At 53.8% G+C, this 25,287-nt stretch carries 22 protein-coding genes; 10 read left to right on the plus strand and 12 right to left on the minus strand.

Going from position 1 to position 25,287, the window contains the following annotated elements; translation table 11 throughout:
* Positions 1-53 precede the first annotated feature (53 nt).
* Positions 54-1,100 carry a PLP-dependent cysteine synthase family protein gene (locus ABIE11_RS10405; RefSeq protein WP_100777395.1) on the plus strand — a complete coding sequence of 349 codons (1,047 nt, stop codon included), beginning with the start codon at positions 54-56 and terminating at the stop codon, positions 1,098-1,100.
* A gap of 50 nt (positions 1,101-1,150) precedes the next feature.
* Here ABIE11_RS10405 and cof read toward each other — a convergent pair whose 3' ends face one another.
* The 3 genes from cof to ABIE11_RS10420 form a co-directional block, all read right to left on the minus strand.
* Positions 1,151-1,969 (minus strand): HMP-PP phosphatase, encoded by an 819-nt coding sequence (gene cof / locus ABIE11_RS10410; protein ID WP_102104287.1) that lies wholly within the window; start codon positions 1,967-1,969, stop codon positions 1,151-1,153.
* Positions 1,970-2,119: 150 nt separating this feature from the next.
* Positions 2,120-3,304, minus strand: a complete 1,185-nt coding sequence (locus tag ABIE11_RS10415) for an amidohydrolase (protein ID WP_429184452.1) — start codon at positions 3,302-3,304, stop codon at positions 2,120-2,122.
* Positions 3,305-3,319: 15 nt separating this feature from the next.
* Positions 3,320-4,510: an MFS transporter gene (locus ABIE11_RS10420; protein ID WP_429184453.1), complete on the minus strand. Its 1,191-nt coding sequence runs from the start codon at positions 4,508-4,510 to the stop codon at positions 3,320-3,322.
* Positions 4,511-4,701: 191 nt separating this feature from the next.
* On the opposite strand from ABIE11_RS10420, the gene ABIE11_RS10425 reads away from it, so the two are divergent.
* The 3 genes from ABIE11_RS10425 (at position 4,702) to queC (ending at position 8,097) form a co-directional block, all read left to right on the plus strand.
* A complete protein-coding gene (locus tag ABIE11_RS10425; protein ID WP_429184454.1) occupies positions 4,702-5,613 on the plus strand; it encodes a LysR substrate-binding domain-containing protein in 912 nt (303 codons plus the stop codon).
* Positions 5,614-5,633: 20 nt separating this feature from the next.
* The gene (locus ABIE11_RS10430; RefSeq protein WP_429184455.1) at positions 5,634-7,334 is read left to right on the plus strand and encodes an SgrR family transcriptional regulator; all 1,701 of its coding nucleotides are present in this window, start codon (positions 5,634-5,636) and stop codon (positions 7,332-7,334) included.
* A 67-nt stretch (positions 7,335-7,401) separates the two neighbouring features.
* Complete coding sequence (queC, locus tag ABIE11_RS10435) at positions 7,402-8,097, plus strand: 7-cyano-7-deazaguanine synthase QueC (RefSeq protein WP_100777400.1); 696 nt, start codon at positions 7,402-7,404, stop codon at positions 8,095-8,097.
* 43 nt (positions 8,098-8,140) lie between these two features.
* Here the strand turns inward: queC and ABIE11_RS10440 are convergent, their stop codons facing one another.
* From ABIE11_RS10440 to bolA, 9 genes are all read right to left on the minus strand, one after another.
* The gene (locus ABIE11_RS10440) at positions 8,141-8,539 is read right to left on the minus strand and encodes a YbgC/FadM family acyl-CoA thioesterase (RefSeq protein WP_095281007.1); all 399 of its coding nucleotides are present in this window, start codon (positions 8,537-8,539) and stop codon (positions 8,141-8,143) included.
* 98 nt (positions 8,540-8,637) lie between these two features.
* A complete protein-coding gene (locus ABIE11_RS10445; RefSeq protein WP_429184456.1) occupies positions 8,638-9,024 on the minus strand; it encodes a helix-hairpin-helix domain-containing protein in 387 nt (128 codons plus the stop codon).
* Positions 9,025-9,172: 148 nt separating this feature from the next.
* Positions 9,173-11,047 (minus strand): peptidylprolyl isomerase, encoded by a 1,875-nt coding sequence (gene ppiD, locus ABIE11_RS10450; RefSeq protein WP_429184457.1) that lies wholly within the window; start codon positions 11,045-11,047, stop codon positions 9,173-9,175.
* A 211-nt stretch (positions 11,048-11,258) separates the two neighbouring features.
* Positions 11,259-11,531 (minus strand): nucleoid-associated protein HU-beta, encoded by a 273-nt coding sequence (gene hupB, locus ABIE11_RS10455; RefSeq protein ID WP_010428111.1) that lies wholly within the window; start codon positions 11,529-11,531, stop codon positions 11,259-11,261.
* A 210-nt stretch (positions 11,532-11,741) separates the two neighbouring features.
* On the minus strand, positions 11,742-14,096 hold the full coding sequence (gene lon, locus ABIE11_RS10460; RefSeq protein WP_100777403.1) for an endopeptidase La: 2,355 nt from the start codon (positions 14,094-14,096) through the stop codon (positions 11,742-11,744).
* Positions 14,097-14,277: 181 nt separating this feature from the next.
* Complete coding sequence (gene clpX / locus ABIE11_RS10465; protein ID WP_095281003.1) at positions 14,278-15,552, minus strand: ATP-dependent protease ATP-binding subunit ClpX; 1,275 nt, start codon at positions 15,550-15,552, stop codon at positions 14,278-14,280.
* Between the two features lie 126 nt (positions 15,553-15,678).
* Positions 15,679-16,302, minus strand: coding sequence for an ATP-dependent Clp endopeptidase proteolytic subunit ClpP (clpP, locus tag ABIE11_RS10470; RefSeq protein WP_003021624.1), 624 nt, complete (start codon positions 16,300-16,302; stop codon positions 15,679-15,681).
* Positions 16,303-16,562: 260 nt separating this feature from the next.
* Positions 16,563-17,861, minus strand: a complete 1,299-nt coding sequence (gene tig, locus ABIE11_RS10475; RefSeq protein ID WP_100777404.1) for a trigger factor — start codon at positions 17,859-17,861, stop codon at positions 16,563-16,565.
* 333 nt (positions 17,862-18,194) lie between these two features.
* Positions 18,195-18,512, minus strand: a complete 318-nt coding sequence (gene bolA / locus ABIE11_RS10480; protein ID WP_100777405.1) for a transcriptional regulator BolA — start codon at positions 18,510-18,512, stop codon at positions 18,195-18,197.
* A 305-nt stretch (positions 18,513-18,817) separates the two neighbouring features.
* Between bolA and ABIE11_RS10485 the strand changes: the two genes are divergently transcribed.
* The 6 genes from ABIE11_RS10485 to ABIE11_RS10510 all read left to right on the plus strand — a co-directional run bounded on the left by ABIE11_RS10485 (position 18,818) and on the right by ABIE11_RS10510 (position 25,283).
* Positions 18,818-19,396 carry a lipoprotein gene (locus ABIE11_RS10485; RefSeq protein WP_100777406.1) on the plus strand — a complete coding sequence of 193 codons (579 nt, stop codon included), beginning with the start codon at positions 18,818-18,820 and terminating at the stop codon, positions 19,394-19,396.
* A gap of 46 nt (positions 19,397-19,442) precedes the next feature.
* Positions 19,443-20,918, plus strand: a complete 1,476-nt coding sequence (gene ampG, locus ABIE11_RS10490) for a muropeptide MFS transporter AmpG (protein ID WP_102104295.1) — start codon at positions 19,443-19,445, stop codon at positions 20,916-20,918.
* 479 nt (positions 20,919-21,397) lie between these two features.
* Positions 21,398-22,345 (plus strand): cytochrome o ubiquinol oxidase subunit II, encoded by a 948-nt coding sequence (gene cyoA / locus ABIE11_RS10495; protein WP_100777408.1) that lies wholly within the window; start codon positions 21,398-21,400, stop codon positions 22,343-22,345.
* Positions 22,346-22,361: 16 nt separating this feature from the next.
* Positions 22,362-24,353, plus strand: coding sequence for a cytochrome o ubiquinol oxidase subunit I (gene cyoB, locus ABIE11_RS10500; RefSeq protein WP_100777409.1), 1,992 nt, complete (start codon positions 22,362-22,364; stop codon positions 24,351-24,353).
* Positions 24,343-24,957: a cytochrome o ubiquinol oxidase subunit III gene (locus ABIE11_RS10505; protein WP_095280996.1), complete on the plus strand. Its 615-nt coding sequence runs from the start codon at positions 24,343-24,345 to the stop codon at positions 24,955-24,957. Before cyoB ends, ABIE11_RS10505 begins: the two co-directional genes overlap by 11 nt.
* Positions 24,957-25,283, plus strand: coding sequence for a cytochrome o ubiquinol oxidase subunit IV (locus ABIE11_RS10510; protein WP_100777410.1), 327 nt, complete (start codon positions 24,957-24,959; stop codon positions 25,281-25,283). The genes ABIE11_RS10505 and ABIE11_RS10510 overlap by 1 nt, the downstream gene beginning before the upstream one ends.
* The last annotated feature ends 4 nt before the right edge of the window (positions 25,284-25,287 follow it).

The raw sequence follows: 25,287 nt of genomic DNA on the forward strand, positions 1-25,287 counted from the left end.
TTTTTCTGTGCTTTTCGCTATCCTAGGCACAAAATGACAAATGGATACACACGATGAATAGCACCTGGGTCAAACACGCAATCAGCGAAATCAATGCCGACTATCAGCGCTCGGCGGACACCCATCTTATCCGCCTCGCCCTGCCGGGGTTTTCCGGAATTCAGCTCTACCTGAAAGATGAAAGCACTCATCCAACCGGCAGCCTGAAGCATCGTCTGGCGCGTTCGCTTTTTCTGTATGGGCTGTGTAACGGCTGGATCAACGAGGGCACCACGATTATTGAGTCGTCGTCGGGTTCGACTGCCGTGTCCGAGGCCTATTTCGCTCGTCTGCTTGGCCTGCCGTTTATCGCCGTGATGCCCTCCTGCACCGCAAAACGCAAAATCGAGCAGATCGCGTTTTACGGCGGACGCTGTCATTTTGTTGAAAGCGCCTGCGAGATCTACGCCGCGTCAGAAATGCTGGCCCGCGAGCTGAACGGCCATTACATGGATCAATTTACCTTCGCCGAACGTGCAACCGACTGGCGCGGGAATAACAACATTGCCGACAGTATTTTCCGCCAGATGAAGAATGAACCGCATCCGGAACCGTCATACATCGTGATGAGCGCGGGCACCGGCGGGACCTCTGCCACCATTGGCCGCTATATTCGCTGCCAGGGTTACGATACAAAACTGATGGTGGTTGACCCGCAAAACTCCGTGTTCCTCGACTACTGGCAAAACCGTGACGCCAGTCTGCGCAGCCCGGTGGGCAGTAAAATCGAAGGTATCGGTCGCCCGCGCGTGGAGCCGTCGTTTATTCCTGATGTGGTCGATGAGATGCTGCGCGTGCCGGATGCGGCAAGCGTCGCCACCGCTCACTGGCTGGAAACGCAGCTGGGCCGTAAAGTGGGGGCTTCCACGGGGACTAACATGTGGGGCGCGCTACAGCTGGCCGTGCGGATGCGCGAAGAGGGCAAGAGCGGTTCTATCGTCACGCTGCTGTGCGACAGCGGAGAACGTTATCTGGACACCTACTACAACGCGGACTGGGTGAAAGCCAATATAGGCGACATCGAGCCGTGGAAAGCGCAAATTGCGCAGATGACAAAATAAAAAAAGCCAGACCGATAAACATCGACGTCTGGCTTGCTGGAAGGGTCTCACTATTCGGGGGAATACGGGAGGTTTGGTTTATCCAGCCAATGAGTCAAAAAATGGGACACCGCTTCGTTACGGCAATGTCCGATAACCGGGAGATGCGACAGCTCAGCAATCAGCTGAGGCATCGCATTTCCCATAATCACACCGCGACCTACGCTGCCCAGCATTTCGCGGTCGTTCATGGCATCGCCAAATGCCATACAATCCTGCATCGTTAAACCCAGGTGGTCGCTCAGGACCGCCAGCGCAGACCCTTTGTTGCATCCCACCGGCAGCACTTCGAGACACTCCACCGCCGAGAAGGTCAGGTGCGCACGGTCGCCTAACGCTTCGTTAAGCTGAATGCGCAGACGGCACAGATCGTCGTGATCGCCGCAGAAACAGATTTTCGTCACCGAGTGCGCAGGGATACGGCGCAGATCCGTCAGCTGGTAGCGAAAACCGCTGTAGACGTGCGCTTTCAGCAGTTCAGGGATCTCTTCGCCCGTCAGCCAGCCGGTGTCGTTAAACACGTGAATACTGGCCTGCGTATCCCAGGTGCTGTGCAGCACCAGATCCGCCACTTCCGGGTCCAGATCCTGACGATGCAACATTTCGCCTTCCACCGAGTGAATGCGCGTACCGTTGCCGGTGATGAGAAAAGCATCCATCGACAGTTTGCCGAGCAGGTGGCGCATCTCCAGAACATGACGGCCCGTGGCAAACGTCAGGGTGATATCACGCTCATGCAGCCGCTTCAGCGTGCTCAGGGTTTTCTCTCCTAAGCGGTGATCCGGCATTAAGAGCGTGCCGTCCATATCAAATGCTGCAAGCCGCGCCATGATGACTCCGAAAATGTGATGGGGTTAATCTGGGTATCAGTATTGCCCTCGATATACGGAAGTAATAGTGAATAGATGATTATTATTGTTCCGGGTTTTTACAGGCGTAAAAAAAACGCTGCGGTTGCAGCGTTTTGCTGGGGGAGAGAATCAGGCGTGATTAAGAAGCAGGTGCTGAATAAATCCAACATGCAGTCTGACGCCCGTCTGCAACGCCGCTTCATCCAGACGGAATCGCGGATTATGTACGCCGTAGGTCGCCCCGATGTGCTCATTGCCGCTGCCGATAAACAGGAAGCAGCCCGGTACTTTTTGCTGATAGGAAGAGAAATCTTCGCCACCGAACAGGGGATGCGCAATCTCCCGCAGCGCCTGATCGCCGAGCGTGGCGCTAATCACTTTGCGGGCAATCGCACAGGCCTCAGGATGGTTATTGCCGCTGGCGTAACCCCGCGTCCAGTTTAGGGTAAACTGCGCGCCGTGCGCGGCGGTAATGCCCGCAATAATTTGCGCCATCTGCTGTGGCACCTGCTGACGCACGCTGTCGTGATGGGTTCGCAACGTCCCCGCCAGTTTGATGCGCTCCGGGATGACGTTATAGCTTTCGCCGCTCTGGAAGGTGGCGATGGTCAGGACCGGTACCTGAAGCGGATCGGTGCGACGTGACACCACATTTTGCAGGGCCGTCACCACTTCCGCGCCAATCACCACCGGATCAATGCACAGATGCGGCATGGAGCCATGCCCGCCCTTGCCCACAATGGTGATATCAAAATTATCCGTTGAGGCGCAGAAGACGCCCTCTTTCAGCCCGACTTCCCCCGTCGGGAAATTCGGCATCACGTGCAGCCCGAAGATTTTTTCCACCCCGTCGAGCACCCCGAGATCAACCAGCTCCTGCGCGCCTCCCGGCGGCACCTCTTCGGCGTGCTGAAAGATAAAGCGCACCGAGCCGTGCAGCATCGACTGGCACTGTGTCAGCACTTTCGCCGCCCCGAGCAGCATGGCGGCATGCGCATCATGGCCGCAGGCATGCATCACGCCCGGCACCGTCGAACAAAAGGGTTCGTCGTTCTCTTCCTGGATGGGCAGCGCGTCAATATCGGCACGCAGCGCGTAGCATGGCCCATCATACGCCCCTTTCAGATCAGCAATAACGCTGTTGGGCGTCAGGCGCGTCAGCGTTAAACCGCCAAAACTGGCCAGCGCATCGGCAATATAGTCCGCCGTTTTATGCTCCTGAAATGAAAGCTCTGGATGAGCATGAATGTGTCTGCGCCAGCGCAAAACGTCCTCTTTCACTTCATCCAGCATCGCTTCAATCGTAAATGCCATCACATGTCTCCTCAGTTAAGCCACATCGCTCAAAGCGGGGCGCGTTTTCAGCGCCAGCGGCAACATGGCAAGCCCGGCAACCACCATTGCCAGCGCCAGAAAAACAAACGTCGAGAGGTAGTCGCGACTAACGGTAATCAAATACCCCATCGCAATCGGGGCGACAAAACCGCCCAGCGTCCCACCGGTGTTGATAATCCCCATCGCCGCGCCCATCACCTCCGGCGGCAATCGTTTCATGGGTAAGGTAAATACGGTCACGAAAGCGGCCATCAGGAAAACATAACCAAAGAACAGCAGCAGCCCGGCGGTGAACGCCGAAGTGGAGGTGTAGACCAGCCAGATGCAGACTGCGCTTAGCAACGCGCAGCAAAAAATCACTTTTGGCTCCCTCCCCTGCATATAGCGCCCCACCAGCCATCCCGTCGCCAGCGACGAGATCCAGATACCCAGCCCTCCAGCGGCCACCACCAGCCCGGAAATATCCAGCGACATTCCGCGCTGCTGCACCAGATATTTCGGCAGCCACGCCATCAGGCCGTAGGACGGAATGTTGATGCAGAAGATCGCGACAAACAGCAGCACCACGATGGGATTTTTCAGCAGCTCACGATAGCCAGTGACTGCGCCGGAGTGCGGTTTGACCGGCGTTGGATTCGGCACCCACAGCATAATGGCAACGGCAATCGCAAAGGCCAGCAGACCGAGGATCGAAAAAGAGCCGCGCCAGCCGAGGGAGTTCAGACTGTAGACCGCAATCAGCGGCCCGGCAGTCATGGCGAAGCCGGCCGAGGAGAGCAAAATCGACTGGGCGAAAGTTCTCTTCTCCAGTGAGAAGTTCGAGACCACCGCTTTGGCGCAGGAGCAGGGATAACCGGAATGGCCGATCCCGGATAAAAAACGAAAAGTGACCAGCAGCCCCAGGCCGAATCCAAGCATCCCAAAGCACAGGGCGAAGCCGCCGAGCAGACAGAGTGAGACACTCAGCACTTTCTTGTAGCCGAAGCGATCGTTCAGCCAGCCTGCGGGGATTTGAAACAGGGAATAGGCGAGAAAGAAGATCCCGGTGATATAACCCAACTGCTCAGGCCGAAGATCAAATTCACGTTCAATGGGCAACAGCGCAAAACCCATCACCGTCTTGTCGAGATACACCACCACATAACCGACAAAGAGCAGGAAGATCATCAGGAAACGATTTTTCATAGCCGATATCCCTTTTGTTATCACCCCGCCAGAGAGTTGTCGACAGGTGAAATTAAAATGCGACACGCATCACATAACAGACTGAACAACAACAGATTATGTGGATTCTTCCTCGACGTTAGCAGCTTTGCCACCCGGCCATAAGATACAATTTTTGTACAGGTGATACTTTTTACTGATAGGGGTACGGGTTGCGCTATCTGCCGAAATTACAGCAACTGAAGGTTTTCCAGCAGGTTATCCGCAGCGGCAGCATTCGCGGTGCGGCCAGGGCTTTAGGGCAATCTCAACCGGCGGTCAGCAGAACGCTGCGCGAACTGGAACAGACTCTGGAGACGCGGCTGATTGTGCGCGGGAATCAGGGGATGACGCTGACGGAAACCGGGCGGGCCTTTTCTCAGCGGATGCAGTTTATTCTGGAGGAGCTGGAGCGGGCGGCCAATGAAATTCGCCAGATCGATCAGTTTTCGCAGGGGGCGGTGGCGATGGGCATCTCCTCACTGCTGGCCCTGACAGTCTTTCCGGCACTAAACGACGCCTTCCGGACACAGCTTCCTCACTCCACGCTGCTGGTGAAAGAGGGGCAGCTTTCGATGCTGTTGCCCGCGCTGCGGGAGGGGCGACTGGATTTCGCTGTCGGGACGGCAGGCCCAGGCTTACCCCTGGACGATCTGGTGCGCGAGCCGCTGTTCAATGCCTCCTTCGGCATTATTGCCCGCAAAGGCCATCCTCTGGCGCAGGCCACCACTTTCGACGCATTACAGAATGCGCGCTGGGTGTTGCCGGAGACCGATATGGGGTATTACCAGCAGCTTCGGCTTTCAGCGAACGATTTTCTGCCACAGCTGGCGGAAACGCCCGTGCGCACGGACTCGATGATCTCAGGGCTGAGTCTGGTGTTACAGTCGGATTATCTGACGATAGTGGCGCGTGCGATGCAGGCTCCGTTCGGTTTACAGGATCAGCTCTGCCTGCTGAATATTGACGGCCTGCCGCAGGCCGAGTATCACGTGCTGTATTCGCAAAAATCGCCGCTGACGTTCGCGGCGCGCCGACTACTGGATCTGCTGCGTCACCATTGTCAGGCGTATGACTGGCACTAACTTTTCAACGGGCACCGAAGATGCGTCAACTCAACAGACTTAATCAGTTTCAACGCCTCTGGCAGCCCTCTGCCGGTGAGCCGCAGCAAATTACCGTCGCGGAGCTGGCGGAACGCTGCTTTTGCAGCGAGCGGCACGTGCGTACGCTTTTGCGCCAGGCGCAGGAGGCTGGCTGGCTAAGCTGGAAGGCACAGTCCGGGCGAGGCAAACGCGGCACATTAACCTTTCACGTCACCCCGGACCGCCTGCGCAATGAGATGATGGAGCAGGCGCTGATGCGCGGACAACAGCACGATGCGCTAGAGCTGGCGCAGCTGGCCGCACCGGAGCTGCGCGCCTTGCTGCACCCTTTCCTCGGCGGCCAGTGGCAAAACGATACGCCCACGTTGCGGATACCCTACTACCGCTCCCTTGATCCGCTCCATTCGGGCTTTTTGCCGGGACGCGCGGAACAGCACCTGGTCGGACAGGTCTTTTCCGGGCTGACGCGCTTTGACGACGACAGCCGCGAACCTGCCGGGGATCTTGCCCATCACTGGGAAGTGTCAGCCGATGGCTTACGCTGGCATTTTTACATCCGTTCGACGTTGCACTGGCACAACGGCGATAAGGTCGAAACCGCACAGCTGCGCGCGAGCCTGCTCGAACTCTTTGCCCTCCCCGCCCTGCGACGGTTGTTTAACAGCGTGCTGAACGTTGAGGTAACGCATCCCCAGTGCCTCACCTTTGAATTGCATCAGCCTGATTACTGGCTGGCGCATCGTCTGGCCAGTTATTGCAGCCGTCTCGCCCATCCGGAACGCCCCCTGACAGGCTGCGGCCCGTTCCGGTTGGCGGTGTTTGAACCCGATCTGGTGCGCCTGGAAAGCCATGAGCAATACCACCTCAGCCACCCGTTAATCAAAGCCATTGAATACTGGATCACTCCGCAACTGTTTGAGCAGGATTTAGGCACCAGCTGTCGTCATCCGGTACAAATCGCGATAGGGCAGCCGGACGAACTGGCTAATCTGCGTCTGGTCAGCAGCAGCACCAGTCTTGGCTTTTGCTATCTCACGCTGAAGCAGAGTGGCCGCCTGAGTAAAAGACAGGCGCAGCGGCTCATCACGATTATCCATCACACGACGCTTCTGCACACCCTGCCACTGGATGAAAACCTGATTACCCCCGCGCACGAATTGCTGCCGGGCTGGACCATTCCCGAATGGCCGCAGTTGCGGGATGTTCCTCTCCCCGACACGCTGACCCTGATTTACCATTTGCCCGTTGAATTGCACACCATGGCTGAACAGCTCAAACAGTATCTGGCAAAGCAGGGTTGTACGCTCAACGTCATTTTCCATGATGCTAAAACCTGGGACGGCTGCGGCAATCTGGCCGAAGCGGATCTGATAATGGGTGACAGACTGATCGGCGAAGCGCCGGGATATACGCTTGAGCAGTGGCTGCGCTGCGATACCCTGTGGCCGCATCTGCTCAGCGCGCCGCAGTATGCTCATCTTCAGGCAACACTGGATGCGGTACAGACGCAGGTCAGCGAGCACACGCGGCACAGCGGTTTGCAGTCGATTTTCACCCATCTGATGGAGAATGCGGTTTTAACGCCTCTCTTTAACTATCAGTATCAAATCAGCGCGCCGCCGGGAGTGAACGGTATTCGCCTTAATACCCGCGGTTGGTTTGATTTTTCACAGGCCTGGCTTCCGGCCCCGAACGCGTGAAGAAGCTGGTCGCCAGGCGTGCCAGACGTTACCATATTGTTTTTACCGATACTGTTGAGATCTATTTATGAAACGTGCCGTCGTCGTGTTCAGCGGAGGACAGGATTCCACTACCTGTCTGGTTCAGGCCCTGCATCAATATGATGAAGTGCATTGTGTGACGTTTGATTATGGTCAGCGCCATCGCGCTGAAATCGACGTGGCCCGCGAACTGGCGCTGAAACTGGGCGCACGTGCGCATAAAGTGCTGGACGTCACGCTGCTAAACGAACTGGCTGTCAGCAGCCTGACGCGCGACAGTATTCCTGTCCCTGACTATGAGCCTGATGCCAGCGGCATTCCCAATACCTTTGTACCGGGCCGCAATATCCTTTTCCTGACGCTCACCGCGATTTATGCCTACCAGGTAAAAGCGGAGGCGATCATCACCGGCGTGTGCGAAACCGATTTTTCCGGCTACCCGGATTGCCGCGACGAGTTCGTGAAAGCGCTTAATCACGCCGTGGATCTGGGTATGGCAAAAGAGATTCGCTTTGAAACGCCGTTGATGTGGCTCGATAAAGCCGAGACCTGGGCGTTAGCCGATTACTGGGGCAAACTGGATCTGGTGCGTAATGAAACGCTGACCTGCTACAACGGCATCAAAGGCGACGGCTGTGGGCAATGTGCCGCCTGTAACCTGCGCGCCAACGGTCTGAATCATTACCTGGCCGATAAGCCAGCAGTGATGGCGCTGATGAAGAAAAAAACCGGGCTGAAATAAGCCCTGGCGCGGCCGGGTGAAGGACATTCACCCGGTCGCAATATTATTCGATTAACAGATCGAGCTTCTCGCGTAACTCCCCTTCTAACGGCAGCGCTTTCTGCGTTTTTAAATCAATGCAGACAAAGGTAATCAGCGCATCAGCCACCACCTGCCCTTCGGGGTCCAGCGTCACGACCTGACTCAACACGCCGCTTTTACCGTTTAACTGCTGCAACTGGCTCGTCACCGTCAGGCGATCGCCCAGCACCGCAGGACGGCGGTAGTTGATATTGATATTGGCAACCACAAAAGCGATGTTGTGCGCCGTGAGCCACTGGAAGCTTTCGCTGTTTTCCAGCCCGTCCCAGCGAGCCTCTTCGAGGAATTCGAGATAACGAGCATTATTCACATGCTGGTAAACATCGAGATGGTAACCGCGTACTTTGATCTGAGTCTGCATAGCGCACTAGCCCTGAAATTGTTATAGGATGAGAGGTCATAACTGGTATGACCTCTTTATCCTGGCAAAATTTTGCCACTGTGCAAGTTATTGTGTGATTACAGTGTCAGGTGCGTGAGGTTGCGCTCAACCAGCGCGTTACCGATCCCCGGTACCTGCTTCAGATCTTCGACGGTTTTAAACGGACCGTATTCGTCACGATAGCCGACAATGGCCTGCGCTTTTTTCAGCCCAACGCCATTCATGACGCGCGCCAGATCCTCTGCCGAGGCAGAGTTGATGCTGACCCGGGTACCATCGTCGTCAGTCGCTTTAGTGCTGGCTGTCGCCTTAGGCTGGGAAGCTGCCGCGTCCGGCGTGGTGGCTTCAGCCGTCGTCGCAACGGTATGTGCCTTCGCCGCCGGTGTCGCCGCCAGTGCGCTAAAACTCATCCCCGTTGTGGCGATCGCAAGCGTCATTAAAAGTGCTTTGATTCCATGTTTCATGCTGTTTTCTCCTTGTTTGTTGACAGCGAAGCCACAATACCCGCCCTCAAAAACAACAACAAACAGCAGATTTCAGAAATGGAAAAGGCCGCGTAAGCGGCCTTTAAATATTGCATTGCGTTGCGAAAATCTGCGAGCAGCGCCGTAATTACTGCTGCTGCGTGATGATATCGCCCAGCTTGATTTTGGCGTCTTTGCGCAGGTTGCTCATCAGTGCTTCGAAAGCGATCTGGGCGTTGTTCTGGGTGATGCCCTGAACCATCGCTTTTTTCTGCTCTTCCGGCATGGTGCCTGCTTTCACTTCGTCAAGCGCCAGCAGAACGATGTTGCCCTGCATGTCAGACGCCGTACCAAAGCTCGGTTTGTCTTTCGCAGGCAGGCTCAGGCCAAACGCCGCCTGGCTCACCGGATCCTGACCTGTACGGCTCAGGGTTTTCGCCTCACCGAAGCTCAGACCCGCCGCTTTCAGCGCCGCATCACCTTTACCTGCTTTCAGCTCAGCCAGCAGTTTTTCTGCATCCAGCTTCGCCTGCTGTTCTGCTTTGTTGTGTTTGACCAGAGTAGCAATCTGATCTTTCACAGCATCCAGCGGTTTGATGGTTTCGGCTTTATGCTCCGCAATACGCAGAACAAACGCACGATCGCCGTCAACGGTGATGATGTCAGAGTTGCTGCCTGGCGTACCGTTCTCACCGACCAGACCACCGTTGAAGATGGCATCGGCAACCGGTTTGAAGTTCAGCTCTTCAGGCAGGTTGTCGTGACCGAACCAGCCCGTTTCTACGGCTTTCACGCCAGCAGCCTGCTCAGCACCCGCCAGAGATTCGTTGTCATTGCTCGCCGCGTCGCTCACTTTCTGCTGCAGCGCGTAGTACGCATCCAGCGCTTTCTCTTGCTTCACTTTCGCGGCGATATCATCGCGAACGTCAGCCAGCGGTTTGGTTTTAGCAGGCTGGACATCATCCAGACGCGCCACCAGGAAACCGACAGAGGATTTGATCACACCGGACAGCTGGCCTTTCTCTTTCAGGCCCGCGTTTTTCAGCTCGTCAGGCGTCGTAGCGTCTTCCAGCCAGCCCATATCACCGCCGTTTTTCGCAGAGATGATGTCGGTGGATTTCGTTTTGGCCAGTGTCGCAAAGTCGGCGCCTTTAGCCAGCTCGTCGACAATCGCCTTAGCATCGGCTTCAGTTTTGGTCTGAATGACGCTGTAACGGTTACGCTGCGCCTGAGTGAACTGATCCTGGTGCTGGTCGTAGTAAGACTGTACTTCGCTGTCAGACGCTGTTTCCGGCATCGCTGCGGCGTCCAGCTTGATGTAGCTCACGCGGAACTGCTCAGGTGCGGTGAAGTTGTTTTTGTTCTGCTCGTAGTAGGCTTTGATCTCGTCGTCGCTGACTGACTGTTTTGCCGCCAGTGCGTTGACATCAATCGTTGCGGTGCGAACGACACGCTGCTGAGCCACCAGGGCTGCCAGCTCGTCGGTTTCGCCCTTAAGCATGAAATCGGTACCGACTACCGCGTTAATCAGTTGCTGTGTGGTCAGCTGATTACGCAGCGCCTGAGCGTATTGATCCGGCGTCATCCCCATCTGATTGACGATGGCGGTGTAGCGGGAGTTATCGAATTTACCGTTAGACTGGAAAGCCTGGGTCGCGAAAATGGCCTTTTTGACCTGCTCATCGCTAATGCCCAGCCCCAGGTGTCGGGAATACTGATCGAGCAGCGCTTCGTCGATAAGACGATTCACGGTCTGCTGACGGAGGGTTTTCATGTAGCCTTCGTTCGCTGCAAGCTCAGAGAACTGTTCGCCGAGCTGTTGCTGCATGCGATTACGTTCCCCGGCAAAGGCATTTTCAAACTGCCCGCGGCTGATTTCCTGGCCATTCACTTTCGCGGCGTAGTTGCTACTACCGCCAATCAGGTATCCACTCACACCGGTCAAAATAAACGACACGATAATGATACCGAAAATAATCTTGAGCACGAGACTGTTAGCAGCCGTGCGTAAGTTGTCCATCATGGTGAAACCACACTCCGCTGTAGGTGACTGGTGACCTCACGCTGGGGAAAATCCTGTCCGCAGCGCGTAAGGTTGTATTGTGACAAGAAACCGGGGTAAATGTCAGCCCACAACGCGCATAAACTCGCATAAAGTCGCGCTGGACAAACAAAAAAGGCACATCAAATGATGCGCCCTTGTACTTTTCAACTTCCCTTGAACGAGAAAGCGATCAGTTTACTGCGTCTTTCAGTGCTTTACCTGCACGGAAACCTGGCACTTTAGCGGCAGCGATGGTGATCTCTTTACCGGTCTGAGGGTTGCGGCCAGTACGGGCAGCACGCTCTTTAACAGCAAAAGTACCAAAACCTACCAGCGCAACGTCATCCCCGGATTGCAGAGATTCAGTTACAGAGGCAATTAATGCATCTAACGCACGTCCAGCCGCAGCTTTAGAGATATCAGCACCCGCAGCAATTTTGTCAATCAGTTGAGATTTATTCACTGTTCTCTTCCTCTCTTTATAATTTATATCGCGCCTGAATCCTTCACGACGCGACCGCGCAGCAGTTATATCAGGCCTGCCATGACCTTACAACACCCGTTGTTGATGGCTAACCCAATCAGCAATCTAAATTAGCTATACAAAAAAAGGCTGGCAAGTGAGAAATCACCTGTCAGCCTTGTTTTTCTTAGCGCTCTTTGCGCGAGGTCACTATTTTGCGGTTACGACCTGCATTCCAGAGGGCTCATTCTGCAGCGCGAGGCTCAGAACTTCCTCAATGCGTTTCACCGGATGGATATCCAGATCGGCGATAACATTGTCAGGAATCTCTTCCAGATCACGTTTGTTCTCATGCGGGATCAATACGGTTTTAATACCACCGCGGTGAGCAGCCAGCAGTTTTTCTTTCAAACCACCGATCGGCAGCACCAGACCACGCAGCGTGATCTCACCCGTCATCGCCACATCAGCACGCACCGGGTTACCCGTCAGACAGGAGACCAGCGCGGTACACATCGCGATACCGGCACTTGGGCCGTCTTTCGGCGTAGCCCCTTCAGGAACGTGGACGTGAATGTCGCGTTTTTCGTAGAAGTCAGGATTAATACCCAGCTTCTCCGCGCGCGCGCGGACCACGGTCAGCGCTGCCTGAATGGACTCCTGCATGACTTCGCCCAGAGAACCGGTGTAAGTCAGCTTGCCTTTACCTGGCACACAGGCGGTTTCGATGGTCAGCAGATCGCCGCCCACTTCCGTCCATGCCAGACCGGTCACCTGGCCCACGCGGTTTTCGTTATCGGCACGGCCATAATCAAAGCGCTGTACGCCCAGATATTCGTGCAGATTGTCGCCGTTGATCTCGATGTGCTTCAGGGATTTATCCAGCAGAAGCTGTTTAACCGCCTTACGGCACAGTTTAGAGATTTCACGCTCAAGGCTACGCACGCCCGCTTCACGAGTGTAGTAACGAATAATGCTGATAATCGCACTGTCGTCGACCGTAATCTCGCTCTCTTTCAGCGCGTTACGCTCAATCTGTTTCGACAACAGATGGCGCTTGGCAATGTTCAGTTTTTCGTCTTCGGTGTAACCGGACAGACGGATCACTTCCATACGATCCAGCAGCGGAGCCGGAATGTTCATGGAGTTGGAGGTCGCTACAAACATCACATCGCTGAGATCGTAGTCCACTTCCAGATAGTGATCGCTGAACGCCACGTTCTGTTCTGGATCTAACACTTCAAGCAGAGCAGACGCCGGATCGCCACGCATGTCCGAAGACATTTTGTCGATCTCATCGAGCAGGAACAGCGGGTTTTTAACGCCCACTTTCGCCATTTTCTGAATCAGTTTACCCGGCATGGAGCCGATGTACGTGCGACGGTGACCGCGAATTTCCGCTTCATCACGCACGCCGCCAAGCGCCATACGGATGTATTTACGTCCGGTAGCTTTGGCGATGGACTGACCCAGAGAGGTTTTACCTACACCAGGAGGCCCTACCAGGCACAGAATCGGGCCTTTCAGCTTGTTCACACGGCTCTGAACCGCAAGATACTCAAGGATACGGTCTTTGACGCGCTCAAGGCCGTAGTGGTCGGTATCGAGGATCTCTTGCGCCTGACGCAGATCTTTTTTGACCTTGCTACGGGCATTCCACGGTACCTGTACCATCCATTCGATATAGCCGCGAACCACGGTCGCTTCGGCCGACATCGGAGACATCATTTTCAGCTTCTGCAGTTCTGCTTCAGCTTTCTCTTTTGCCTCTTTCGGCATTTTCGCCGCGTCGATCTTACGCTTCAGCGCTTCGTTTTCGTCTGGCGCGTCGTCCATCTCGCCGAGCTCTTTCTGAATGGCTTTCATTTGCTCGTTCAGATAGTACTCGCGCTGGGATTTCTCCATCTGCTTTTTGACGCGGTTGCGAATGCGTTTCTCAACCTGCAGCAGGTCGATTTCGGATTCCATCATCGCCATCAGATATTCCAGACGCTCGTTCACGTCGGACATCTCCAGCACGGACTGTTTATCAGCCAGCTTCAGCGGCATGTGTGCAGCGATGGTGTCCGCCAGACGCGCAGGATCGTCGATGCTATTGAGCGACGTCAGCACTTCTGGTGGGATTTTTTTGTTCAGCTTGATATAGCCTTCAAACTGGCTAATCGCCGTGCGCACCAGCACTTCCTGCTCGCGCTCGTCGAGCTGCGGCGACTCAAGGTACTCCGCTTTGGCAGAGAAGTGTTCGCCATCGTCAGAAAGCGTAGTGATACGCGCACGCTGCAAGCCCTCTACCAGCACCTTCACGGTGCCGTCAGGCAGCTTCAGCATTTGCAAAATAGAGGCCACGGTCCCGACGGTGAAAAGATCGTTTACACCCGGCTCATCCGTTGATGCTTCTTTCTGCGCCACCAGCATGATTTTCTTATCATGATCCATGGCGGCTTCAAGGCAACGGATAGATTTTTCCCGCCCTACAAATAAGGGTATGACCATGTGCGGATAAACCACCACATCGCGCAGCGGCAATACGGGGATTTCAATGCGTTCAGAACGCTCAGGATTCATAGAGCTCTCTCTTAGTTTAGTGTCCGCCAGGTAAGCAGGTCATGTCACTGTGTTACACAACCATAAACATGTAACCAGTATATGGGGATGTTTCCCACACATTCAACGCTATGAATAAGGAAAAATAAAAGGGGAGATAAAATCCCCCCTTTTTGATTAACTGCTTGTATGATTTGGCTAATTATTCGCCAGACGCCTGCTGGGCTTCCGGTTTGCCATACATCAGCATTGGTTTAGATTGGCCGCTGATAACGGATTCGTCGATCACCACTTTTTCGACATCTTCCATGGACGGTAAATCGTACATGGTGTCGAGCAGCGCCGCTTCAACGATTGAGCGCAAACCACGCGCACCCGTTTTACGGACCATCGCTTTCTTCGCGATAGCGACCAGCGCTTCGTCACGGAACTCCAGATCCACGCCTTCCAGATTGAACAATGCCTGATACTGCTTGGTCAGCGCATTTTTCGGCTCTTTCAGGATCTGAATCAGCGCATCTTCACTCAGCTCATTCAGCGTTGCCACTACCGGCAGACGACCGATGAATTCAGGAATCAGACCAAACTTGATCAAATCTTCTGGCTCAACCTGCGACAGCAGTTCGCCTTCGTTCGCTTTCTCGGACTTGGCTTTCACCGTCGCGCCAAAACCAATGCCGGAGCCGGTTTCAACACGGTTGGCGATCACTTTATCCAGCCCTGCGAACGCGCCACCGCAGATGAACAGGATCTTAGAGGTATCAACCTGCAAGAACTCCTGCTGCGGATGTTTGCGTCCACCCTGCGGTGGAACGGCGGCAACTGTACCTTCGATAAGCTTGAGCAGAGCCTGCTGCACGCCTTCGCCCGATACGTCACGGGTGATGGACGGGTTATCGGATTTACGAGAGATTTTGTCGATCTCATCGATATATACGATACCGCGCTGGGCTTTCTGCACGTCGTAGTCGCACTTCTGCAGCAGCTTCTGAATGATGTTTTCTACGTCTTCACCCACGTAACCGGCTTCGGTCAGCGTGGTAGCATCAGCCATGGTGAACGGAACATCCAGCAGACGTGCCAGCGTTTCGGCCAGCAGCGTTTTACCGGAACCCGTTGGGCCGATAAGCAAAATGTTACTTTTGCCAAGCTCAACGCCATTGCTGGTATCGCCGTTACGCAGACGTTTGTAGTGGTTGTACACTGCAACTGCCAGCACCTTTTTCGCCGGTTCCTGGCCGATGACGTAATCATCAAGATGATGACGGATCTCGTGCGGAGTCGGCAATGCGCTGCGCTCACGATGAGGCGCTACTTCTTTAATCTCTTCGCGGATAATGTCGTTACATAAATCGACACATTCGTCGCAGATATACACGGACGGCCCGGCAATCAGTTTTCGCACTTCATGCTGGCTTTTGCCGCAAAAAGAGCAGTACAGCAGTTTGCCCGAACCATCTTTGCGTTTATCTGTCATGAGTCCAAACCTCTTTTTAAGTTCTTTGTGCCGCACATGACGACGCAAATGCCATTCTCAGACGCAAGTTACTGTGAAGCAAAATGCCGCCTACCTTAGTATAGCGGCACACTCGCGCCGTGGGCATCAATTACGATGGGTCAAAATGGAGTCGACTAAGCCGTACTCAACTGCCTCTGATGCGGAGAGGAAGCGATCGCGCTCGGTATCACGCTCGATCTGCTCAAGTGATTGACCCGTGTGGTGCGCCATAAGTTCATTCATGCGCCCTTTCACTTTCAGAATTTCACGCGCATGAATTTCAATGTCTGTCGCCTGGCCCTGGTATCCGCCCAGTGGCTGGTGAATCATCACGCGGGAATTTGGCAGACAGAAACGTTTGCCTTTTGCCCCTGCGGTCAGCAGGAACGCACCCATCGATGCCGCCTGCCCCATACAAATGGTGCTGACGTCAGGCTTGATGAACTGCATGGTGTCATAAATGGACATCCCGGCAGTGATCACGCCGCCAGGGGAGTTAATATACAGGTAAATGTCTTTTTCCGGGTTTTCCGCTTCCAGGAACAGCATCTGCGCCACGATCAGGTTCGCCATATGGTCTTCCACCTGGCCGGTCAGAAAGATAACGCGTTCCTTGAGCAGACGGGAATAGATATCAAAAGAACGTTCACCGCGAGAGGTCTGTTCAATAACCATTGGCACCAGAGCCATATGGGGTGCAAAGTTATCTCGTTCGCCACTGTATGACATTTCCGTCTCCTGGATAAAAATTGGAAAATACCTGCTGTACTGATTGTAACCTTATGGACGGATTATCAGCCAGTCTCATTCATCGTGATTACACACTTATGGGGACGGCATCGCCATATTTCAAGCATAACAATCTTTTGTTGTAACGCTAACACTGAAAGGGCGTTTTAGCACTCTTCCTGGGCTATTACTGCGATAAAAAAAACCCGTTACCAAATGGCAACGGGTTTTTGTTCAAACTTTAAACCGTTGGGGCAGAATTACGCCTGCTGGTTCATCAGTTCGTTGAAAGAAGTGGCTTTTTCAGTCACTTTTGCTTTAGCCAGAACCGCTTCAACAGCCTGCTCTTCCAGGGCTACGTTGCGCATGTTGTCCATCAGCTCTTTGTTGCTGCCGTAGAACTCAACCACTTCACGCGGATCTTCGTAAGCAGAAGCCATCTCTTCGATCAGGCCTTTCACGCGATCTTCGTCAGCTTTCAGCTCGTGGGTACGAATCACTTCGCCCAGCAGCAGACCGACTACAACGCGGCGTTTAGCCTGCTCTTCGAACAGTTCGCGAGGCAGTTCCAGCGCTTGCTGCTGGTTGCCACCGAAGCGCTGTGCAGCCTGGCGACGCAGAACGTCGATTTCGCTGTCAATCAGTGCTGCAGGAACGTCGATTTCGTTCGCTTTCACCAGACCTTCGATAGCCTGAGATTTCACACGGTTACGCACGGCGCCGTTCAGCTCGCGCTCCATGTTTTTACGCACTTCTGCGCGCAGACCGGCTACGGAGCCATCTTCCACGCCGAAACGTTTGATGAACTCTTCAGTCAGTTCTGGCAGTTCGCGCTCTTCAACTTTCTTCAGGTTGATAACGAACTTCGCTGCTTTACCTTTCAGGTTTTCAGCGTGGTATTCTTCAGGGAAGGTCACGTCGATGGTGAACTCTTCGCCCGCTTTGTGGCCTTTGATACCGTCTTCGAAGCCTGGGATCATACGACCCTGGCCCATCGCCAGTACGAAGTCAGTCGCTTTGCCGCCTTCGAACTCTTCGCCGTCTACAGAGCCGGAGAAGTCGATGGTGACACGGTCTTCTGCTTCAACAGCGCCGTCTTTGTCTTTCCAGTTCGCCTGCTGCTTACGCAGAGTATCCAGCATGCCGTCAACGTCGGTGTCGGTCACTTCAACGATTGGTTTTTCAACTTCGATGGTGTCCAGACCTTTCAGCTCAACTTCTGGGTAAACTTCGAACTCTACGGAGTAGGTGAAGTCTTCGCCCAGTTTGTATTCGCCCGGAACGTAGTTCGGTGCGCCGGCTGGATTGATTTTTTCTTTGATGATGGCATCAATGAAGTTGCGGCTCATCAGGTCACCCAGCACGTCCTGGCGAACAGAAGCGCCATAACGCTGAGCAACGACATTCATCGGTACTTTACCCTTACGAAAGCCGTCAATACGTACTTTTTTTGCTACGTTGACCAGCTCGCTTTTCACAGCAGTTTCGATGCTGTCAGCAGCGATAGTAATCGTTACACGGCGGCCAAGGCCTTGAGTGGTTTCAACTGAAACTTGCATCTTGTTACCTCAAAAAAATCACAGTGCTCGGTCAACTCTGAATTTGTCTCGCAATACCGGGATGCTCACTATTTAGCAGATTCACATTCCCTGTCGCCAGAATCATCCCGAAGACATTCATTAAGACGCGGCATTATAGCGGCATCACTTGGGTGAGTCGAGAACGGTTGGGGCATCTAGCTGCGGCTTTTTTCACATTTTAAGGCTATTTTTGGCCTAAAATTCGCACCACACGTTCAAAACGCAGACAAAACAAAACGGCCCGCAGGCCGTCTTGACATCATTCTGTATGCAACATACTGGAAAAACTCCAGCGGTTGCAACCCGGATCGATTACGCGATGCTTCCCGCACCCCGACAAGGTGGTGAGGCGAAGATCGTATCCTGCAACCCTTCCCACTCCTTAATGGTGTAGGTATGAAGGGCCAGCGCATGCACTGTGGAGGAGAGTTCTTCCGTCAACGTTCCGTAGATCATACGGTGACGATTAAGGAAGCGTTCCCCTACGAAGCGGTCGCTAACCAGTACAACTTTGAAATGGCTTTCAGAACCGGCCGGCACGTTATGACGGTAGCTCTCATCGACAACTTCGAGGAACACGGGATTAAACGCTGTCCTTAGTTTTTCTTCGATCTGTTCACGTATCATCATGATATTACTCCTCTGACAACGCTGAGATGTCACCCATCCCTTTAAATGTTAGCCGCTTTTACCGCTTCCATTACATCAAGACAACAAATATTTAGCTTTCGTCTGATTTCCTCATTCAAATGGATGAAGTTCACTGTCTCCCTCATACGTTTTGTCCCTGGTGCAGTAAAGAAAATGTCAGTGGTGGTCAGATTTCAGACAAGACGATGAATTTACATGCGTTGACCACTTCCCCTTGCCGTTAGCGATGTTATGATGGCGGCAATTTTTCTCTGTATATGCTAACGATCCGTTGAGAACCTGAAATGTTAAAAAAACTCTTCTTTCCGCTGGTAGCTCTCTTCATGCTGGCTGGTTGCGCCACTCCGCCGACCACCATTGACGTTTCGCCAAAAATTACCCTGCCACAGCAGGACCCGAGCCTGATGGGCGTCACCGTGAGTATCAACGGTGCCGATCAGCGTCAGGATCAAGCGCTAGCGAAAGTGACTCGCGACAACCAGCAGGTAACGCTGACCGCTTCCCGCGACCTGCGCTTCCTGCTGCAGGAAGTGCTCGAAAAACAGATGACCGCTCGCGGTTACATGGTTGGCCCAAGCGGTGCCGTTGATCTGCAGATCATTGTCAACAATCTGTATGCCGACGTTTCTCAGGGCAACGTGCGTTACAATATCTCCACCAAAGCGGATATCGCCATCATCGCCACCGCGAAGAACGGCAACAAGATGAACAAAAACTATCGTGCAAGCTACTCGGTTGAAGGTGCCTTCCAGGCCTCCAACCAGAACATTGCTAACGCAGTGAATAGCGTGCTGACGGATACCATCGCCGATATGGCGCAGGACACCAGCATTCACGAATTCATCAAGCAGAACGCGCGTTAATCCCGCACACTGACCCGGCGCTTCGCCGGGTCAGTCATATAGAAACATGTCCAGTCATTACTTGCGCATTTTCCAGCAGCCAAAATCAGCGATATTGCTGATCCTTGGTTTCGCCTCCGGTTTACCTCTCGCCCTCACCTCCGGCACGCTTCAGGCCTGGATGACGGTCGAGAATATCGATCTCAAGACCATTGGTTTCTTCTCCCTTGTCGGCCAGGCCTATGTCTTTAAGTTTTTATGGTCGCCGGTGATGGACCGCTATACCCCGCCATTCCTCGGCAGACGCCGTGGCTGGCTGGTGATGACTCAGATTCTGCTGTTGCTGGCGATCGCCGCAATGGGGTTCCTGGAGCCATCAACACAATTACGCTGGATGGCCGCCCTGGCGGTGGTTATCGCCTTCTGTTCAGCCTCGCAGGATATCGTTTTTGATGCCTGGAAAACGGATGTACTACCGGCAGAAGAGCGCGGGACCGGCGCGGCGATTAGCGTTCTGGGCTACCGCCTGGGGATGCTGGTTTCCGGCGGGTTAGCCTTGTGGCTGGCCGACCGCTATCTCGGCTGGCAGGGGATGTACTGGCTGATGGCCGCCCTGCTTATCCCGTGCATTATTGCGACCTTTTTTGCCCCTGAACCGAGCGATGTTATCCCTGTTCCCCGTACGCTCGAGCAGGCCGTCGCTGAACCACTGCGGGACTTCTTTGGGCGCAACAATGCCTGGCTGATTTTACTGCTGATTGTCCTTTATAAGCTCGGCGACGCGTTTGCCATGAGCCTGACCACCACGTTCCTGATTCGCGGTGTGGGGTTTGATGCGGGTGAAGTCGGGGTGGTGAATAAAACGCTGGGTCTGTTCGCAACCATTTTAGGCGCGCTGTATGGCGGCGTGTTGATGCAGCGTCTGTCGCTGTTCCGCGCCCTGCTGATTTTCGGCATTTTGCAGGGCGTCTCCAACGCCGGTTACTGGCTGCTCTCTATTACCGATAAACAGATGTTCAGCATGGCTGCCGCCGTGTTCTTTGAAAACCTGTGCGGCGGGATGGGGACAGCGGCATTTGTCGCCCTGTTAATGACGCTCTGCAATAAGTCGTTTTCCGCGACACAGTTTGCGCTGCTCTCTGCCCTATCCGCTGTCGGTCGGGTGTATGTCGGGCCGATTGCAGGCTGGTTTGTCGAAGCGCACGGCTGGCCGACGTTTTATCTGTTCTCCGTTTTTGCCGCGGTTCCAGGAATATTATTGCTGCTGGTTTGCCGACAGACGCTGGAATATACCCAGAAGACGGATCACTTTATGCCTCGCACGGAATATCAGGGCGCTTATCGCTTTGCCCTGCGGCTGTTGCTGGTCGGCTGTGTGATGCTGGCGCTGTGGCTGATCCTGTTGATTATCAACGCCTCCACGGCGCTTGAATTGCCGTTTGAAGCGATCCTGCTGGACGTCGGCGGGTTACTTGCTGTCATCGGGATTGTCACCGGGGGTCTTCTCGATTTCATGGCACTGCGTAAAACGCGGCTGACCTGAAGCTAAAACCGAAAGGTTATTTACCGTGGTAATAACGATATGAAATTATAACGGAGAAATAACCGACCTCGGCTAGAAAAAATATTTGTTGTTTTGTGCTGGATAGGTTCCGGAAATTATTGGAACCTCCCCTGCTTCGCTATTTTTCGTTAAACGATTCAGCTTCTGGCAGATTAAATTTTCGTATTTCAATTGTCTTTTAATTGATACTTTTTTGTTAATTTATTGTTTATTTTTAACAATGGTTATACCAATTGCCCCGTTTGCGGTATCCTTGTAAACCCTTTCGTTATAACTCCCGTACCATCGGGCTTTTGTCTTAAAAATAGACATAATTTGCAACACATGTGACACGTGCGGCAGAACCCGGTAACACCTTCCTGACACAGGGCTAATGATGTTTACAGTAATGTAACCTTCCCGTAAAATGCCCCCACACTTTAAACGCCACCAGGTCCCCGTGGAATTGAGGTCGTTAAATGACACTTAGGAAATACAATAAAAGTTTGGGATGGTTGTCGTTATTTGCAGGCACTGTTTTACTCAGTGGCTGTGATTCTGCGCTTCTCGACCCCAAAGGACAGATTGGACTGGAACAACGTTCACTGATTCTGACGGCCTTCGGCCTGATGATGATTGTCGTTATTCCTGCCATTTTGATGGCAGTTGGTTTCGCCTGGAAGTACCGTGCGAGCAATAAAGATGCGAAGTATAGCCCTAACTGGTCACACTCCAATAAAGTGGAAGCTGTGGTCTGGACGGTGCCTATCCTGATCATCCTGTTCCTTGCCGTGCTGACATGGAAAACCACTCACGCGCTTGAGCCGAGCAAACCGCTGGTTCACGATGAAAAACCGATTACCATTGAAGTGGTCTCCATGGACTGGAAATGGTTCTTCATCTATCCGGAGCAGGGCATTGCTACCGTGAATGAAATCGCCTTCCCGGCGAACACTCCGGTGCAGTTCAAAGTCACTTCTAACTCCGTGATGAACTCCTTCTTTATTCCGCGTCTGGGCAGCCAGATCTACGCGATGGCCGGTATGCAGACAAACCTGCACCTGATCGCGAATGAAGCAGGCACCTACGATGGTATCTCCGCCAGCTATAGTGGCCCGGGCTTCTCAGGTATGAAGTTCAAAGCTATCGCGACGCCGGACCGTGCCGCTTTCGACCAGTGGGTCGCTAAAGCGAAACAGTCTACTAACACCATGTCTGACATGGCGGCATTCGAGAAAGTGGCAACACCTAGCGAATACAACAAGGTGGAGTACTTCTCTAACGTGAAACCTGATTTGTTTAAAGACGTTGTGAACAAATTTATGGACCACGGGAAGAGCATGAACATGACCCAGCCAGAAGGTGAGCACAGCTCGCACGAAGGTATGGAAGGCATGGACATGAGCCACGCGGAAACCTCTCACTAAGGGGCCGAGGAAGAAAATGTTCGGAAAATTGACACTGGATGCAGTGCCGTACCATGAACCGATTATCGTGGTTACGATTGCTGCAATTATCATTGGTGGCGCGGCCTTACTGGGCCTGATCACTTACTTCGGTAAGTGGAGCTACCTGTGGAATGAGTGGCTGACTTCGGTTGACCACAAAAAACTCGGTATCATGTACTGCATCGTCGGTATCGTCATGTTAATTCGTGGCTTTGCCGATGCAATCATGATGCGTAGCCAGCAGGCACTTGCTTCGGCAGGTGAGGCCGGCTTCCTGCCACCGCACCACTACGACCAGATCTTTACCGCGCACGGCGTGATTATGATCTTCTTCGTGGCGATGCCGCTGGTTATCGGTCTGATGAACGTGGTTGTGCCGCTGCAAATCGGCGCGCGCGACGTAGCGTTCCCGTTCCTGAACAACCTGAGCTTCTGGTTCACGGTTGTCGGCGTTATCCTGGTTAACCTGTCACTGGGTGTGGGCGAATTCGCACAGACCGGCTGGCTGGCTTACCCGCCGCTTTCGGGAATTGAATACAGTCCAGGCGTAGGCGTCGATTACTGGATTTGGGCGATTCAGCTCTCCGGTATCGGTACGACCCTGACCGGTATTAACTTCTTCGTGACCATTATCAAGATGCGTGCCCCAGGCATGACCATGTTCAAGATGCCGGTATTTACCTGGGCATCTCTGTGCGCCAACATCCTGATTATTGCCTCCTTCCCAATTCTGACGGTTACCGTCGCGTTGCTGACCCTGGATCGTTATCTGGGCACCCATTTCTTCACGAATGATATGGGCGGCAACATGATGATGTACATCAACCTGATTTGGGCATGGGGTCACCCGGAAGTGTACATCCTGGTTCTGCCGGTCTTCGGTGTGTTCTCCGAAATCGCCGCGACCTTCTCGCGTAAACGCCTGTTTGGTTACACCTCGCTTGTGTGGGCAACCGTGTGTATTACCGTCCTGTCGTTCATCGTTTGGCTGCACCACTTCTTCACCATGGGTGCGGGCGCGAACGTAAACGCCTTCTTCGGTATTACCACCATGATTATCGCCATCCCGACCGGGGTGAAGATCTTCAACTGGCTGTTCACCATGTATCAGGGCCGTATCGTGTTCCACTCAGCAATGCTGTGGACCATCGGCTTCATCGTCACCTTCTCTGTAGGTGGGATGACCGGCGTGCTGTTGGCAGTACCAGGTGCTGACTTCGTTCTGCACAACAGTCTGTTCCTGATTGCGCACTTCCATAACGTTATCATCGGCGGCGTCGTCTTCGGCTGCTTCGCTGGCGTAACCTACTGGTGGCCTAAAGCGTTTGGCTTCACGCTGAACGAAACCTGGGGCAAACGCGCATTCTGGCTCTGGATCGTTGGTTTCTTCGTGGCCTTCATGCCGCTGTACGTGCTCGGCTTCATGGGTATGACCCGTCGCCTGAGCCAGCAGATTGATCCACAGTTCCACCCAATGCTGGTTGTTGCAGCCTGTGGTGCGGTACTGATTGCAATGGGTATCGCATGCCAGCTGATTCAGTTCTACGTCTCTATTCGCGACCGCGAGCAGAACCGTGACCTGACCGGTGACCCATGGGGTGGCCGTACGCTGGAGTGGGCAACCTCTTCCCCGCCTCCGTTCTATAACTTTGCCATTGTGCCGCAGATCCATGAGCGCGACGCATTCTGGGAAATGAAAGAGAAAGGCGAAGCGTACAAGCAACCTGAGCATTACGAAGAGATCCACATGCCGAAAAACAGCGGTGCGGGCATTGTGATTGCCGCCTTCGCAACGGTATTTGGCTTCGCCATGATCTGGCACATCTGGTGGCTGGCGATCGCGAGCTTCGCTGGCGTGATCATTAGCTGGATTGTGAAGAGCTTTGACGAGGACGTGGACTACTACGTACCAGTCCGTGAAGTCGAAAAACTGGAAAACCAGCATTTCGATGAGATTTCTAAAGCGGGGCTGAAAAATGGCAACTGATACTTTGGCGCACCCAACTGCCCATGCGCATGACCACGCGCACCACGATACAGGGCCGATGAAAGTCTTCGGCTTCTGGATCTACCTGATGAGCGACTGTATTCTGTTCTGCTGTCTGTTCGCGACCTATGCCGTTCTGGTGAACGGCACAGCGGGCGGCCCGACTGGCAAGGACATTTTCGAGCTGCCGTTCGTTCTGGTTGAAACCGCTCTGCTGCTGTTCAGCTCCATCACCTACGGCATGGCGGCGATCGCCATGTATAAAAACAACAAAAGCCAGGTTGTCTCCTGGCTGGCGTTGACCTGGTTGTTTGGTGCTGGATTTATCGGGATGGAACTCTATGAATTCCATCACCTGATTGCTGAAGGCATGGGCCCGGATCGCAGTGGCTTCCTGTCAGCGTTCTTCGCGCTGGTAGGGACCCACGGTCTGCACGTAACATCAGGTCTGATCTGGATGGCGGTGCTGATGTTCCAGGTTTATCGTCGCGGCCTGACCAATACTAACCGCACCCGTATCATGTGCCTGAGTCTGTTCTGGCACTTCCTGGACGTGGTGTGGATCTGCGTGTTCTCGGTTGTCTATCTGATGGGGGCGATGTAATGAGTCATACTAACGATCATGGCGCTTCCCACGGTAGCGTGAAAACCTATATGACAGGTTTCATCCTGTCGATCATCCTGACGGCGCTCCCGTTCTGGATGGTGATGAGCGGAACGGCTTCTCACACGGTGATTCTGGGCACTGTCCTGATCTCCGCTGTGGTGCAGATTCTGGTGCATCTGGTTTGCTTCCTGCACATGAACACCAAATCCGATGAGGGCTGGAACATGACGGCCTTCATCTTTACCGTGATTATCATCGCTATCCTGGTAGTCGGTTCCATCTGGATTATGTGGAACCTGAACTACAACATGATGGTTCACTAAGAGC

The sequence above is a fragment of the Lelliottia sp. 489 genome (assembly GCF_050435885.1).
Lineage (GTDB): Bacteria > Pseudomonadota > Gammaproteobacteria > Enterobacterales > Enterobacteriaceae > Enterobacter > Enterobacter nimipressuralis.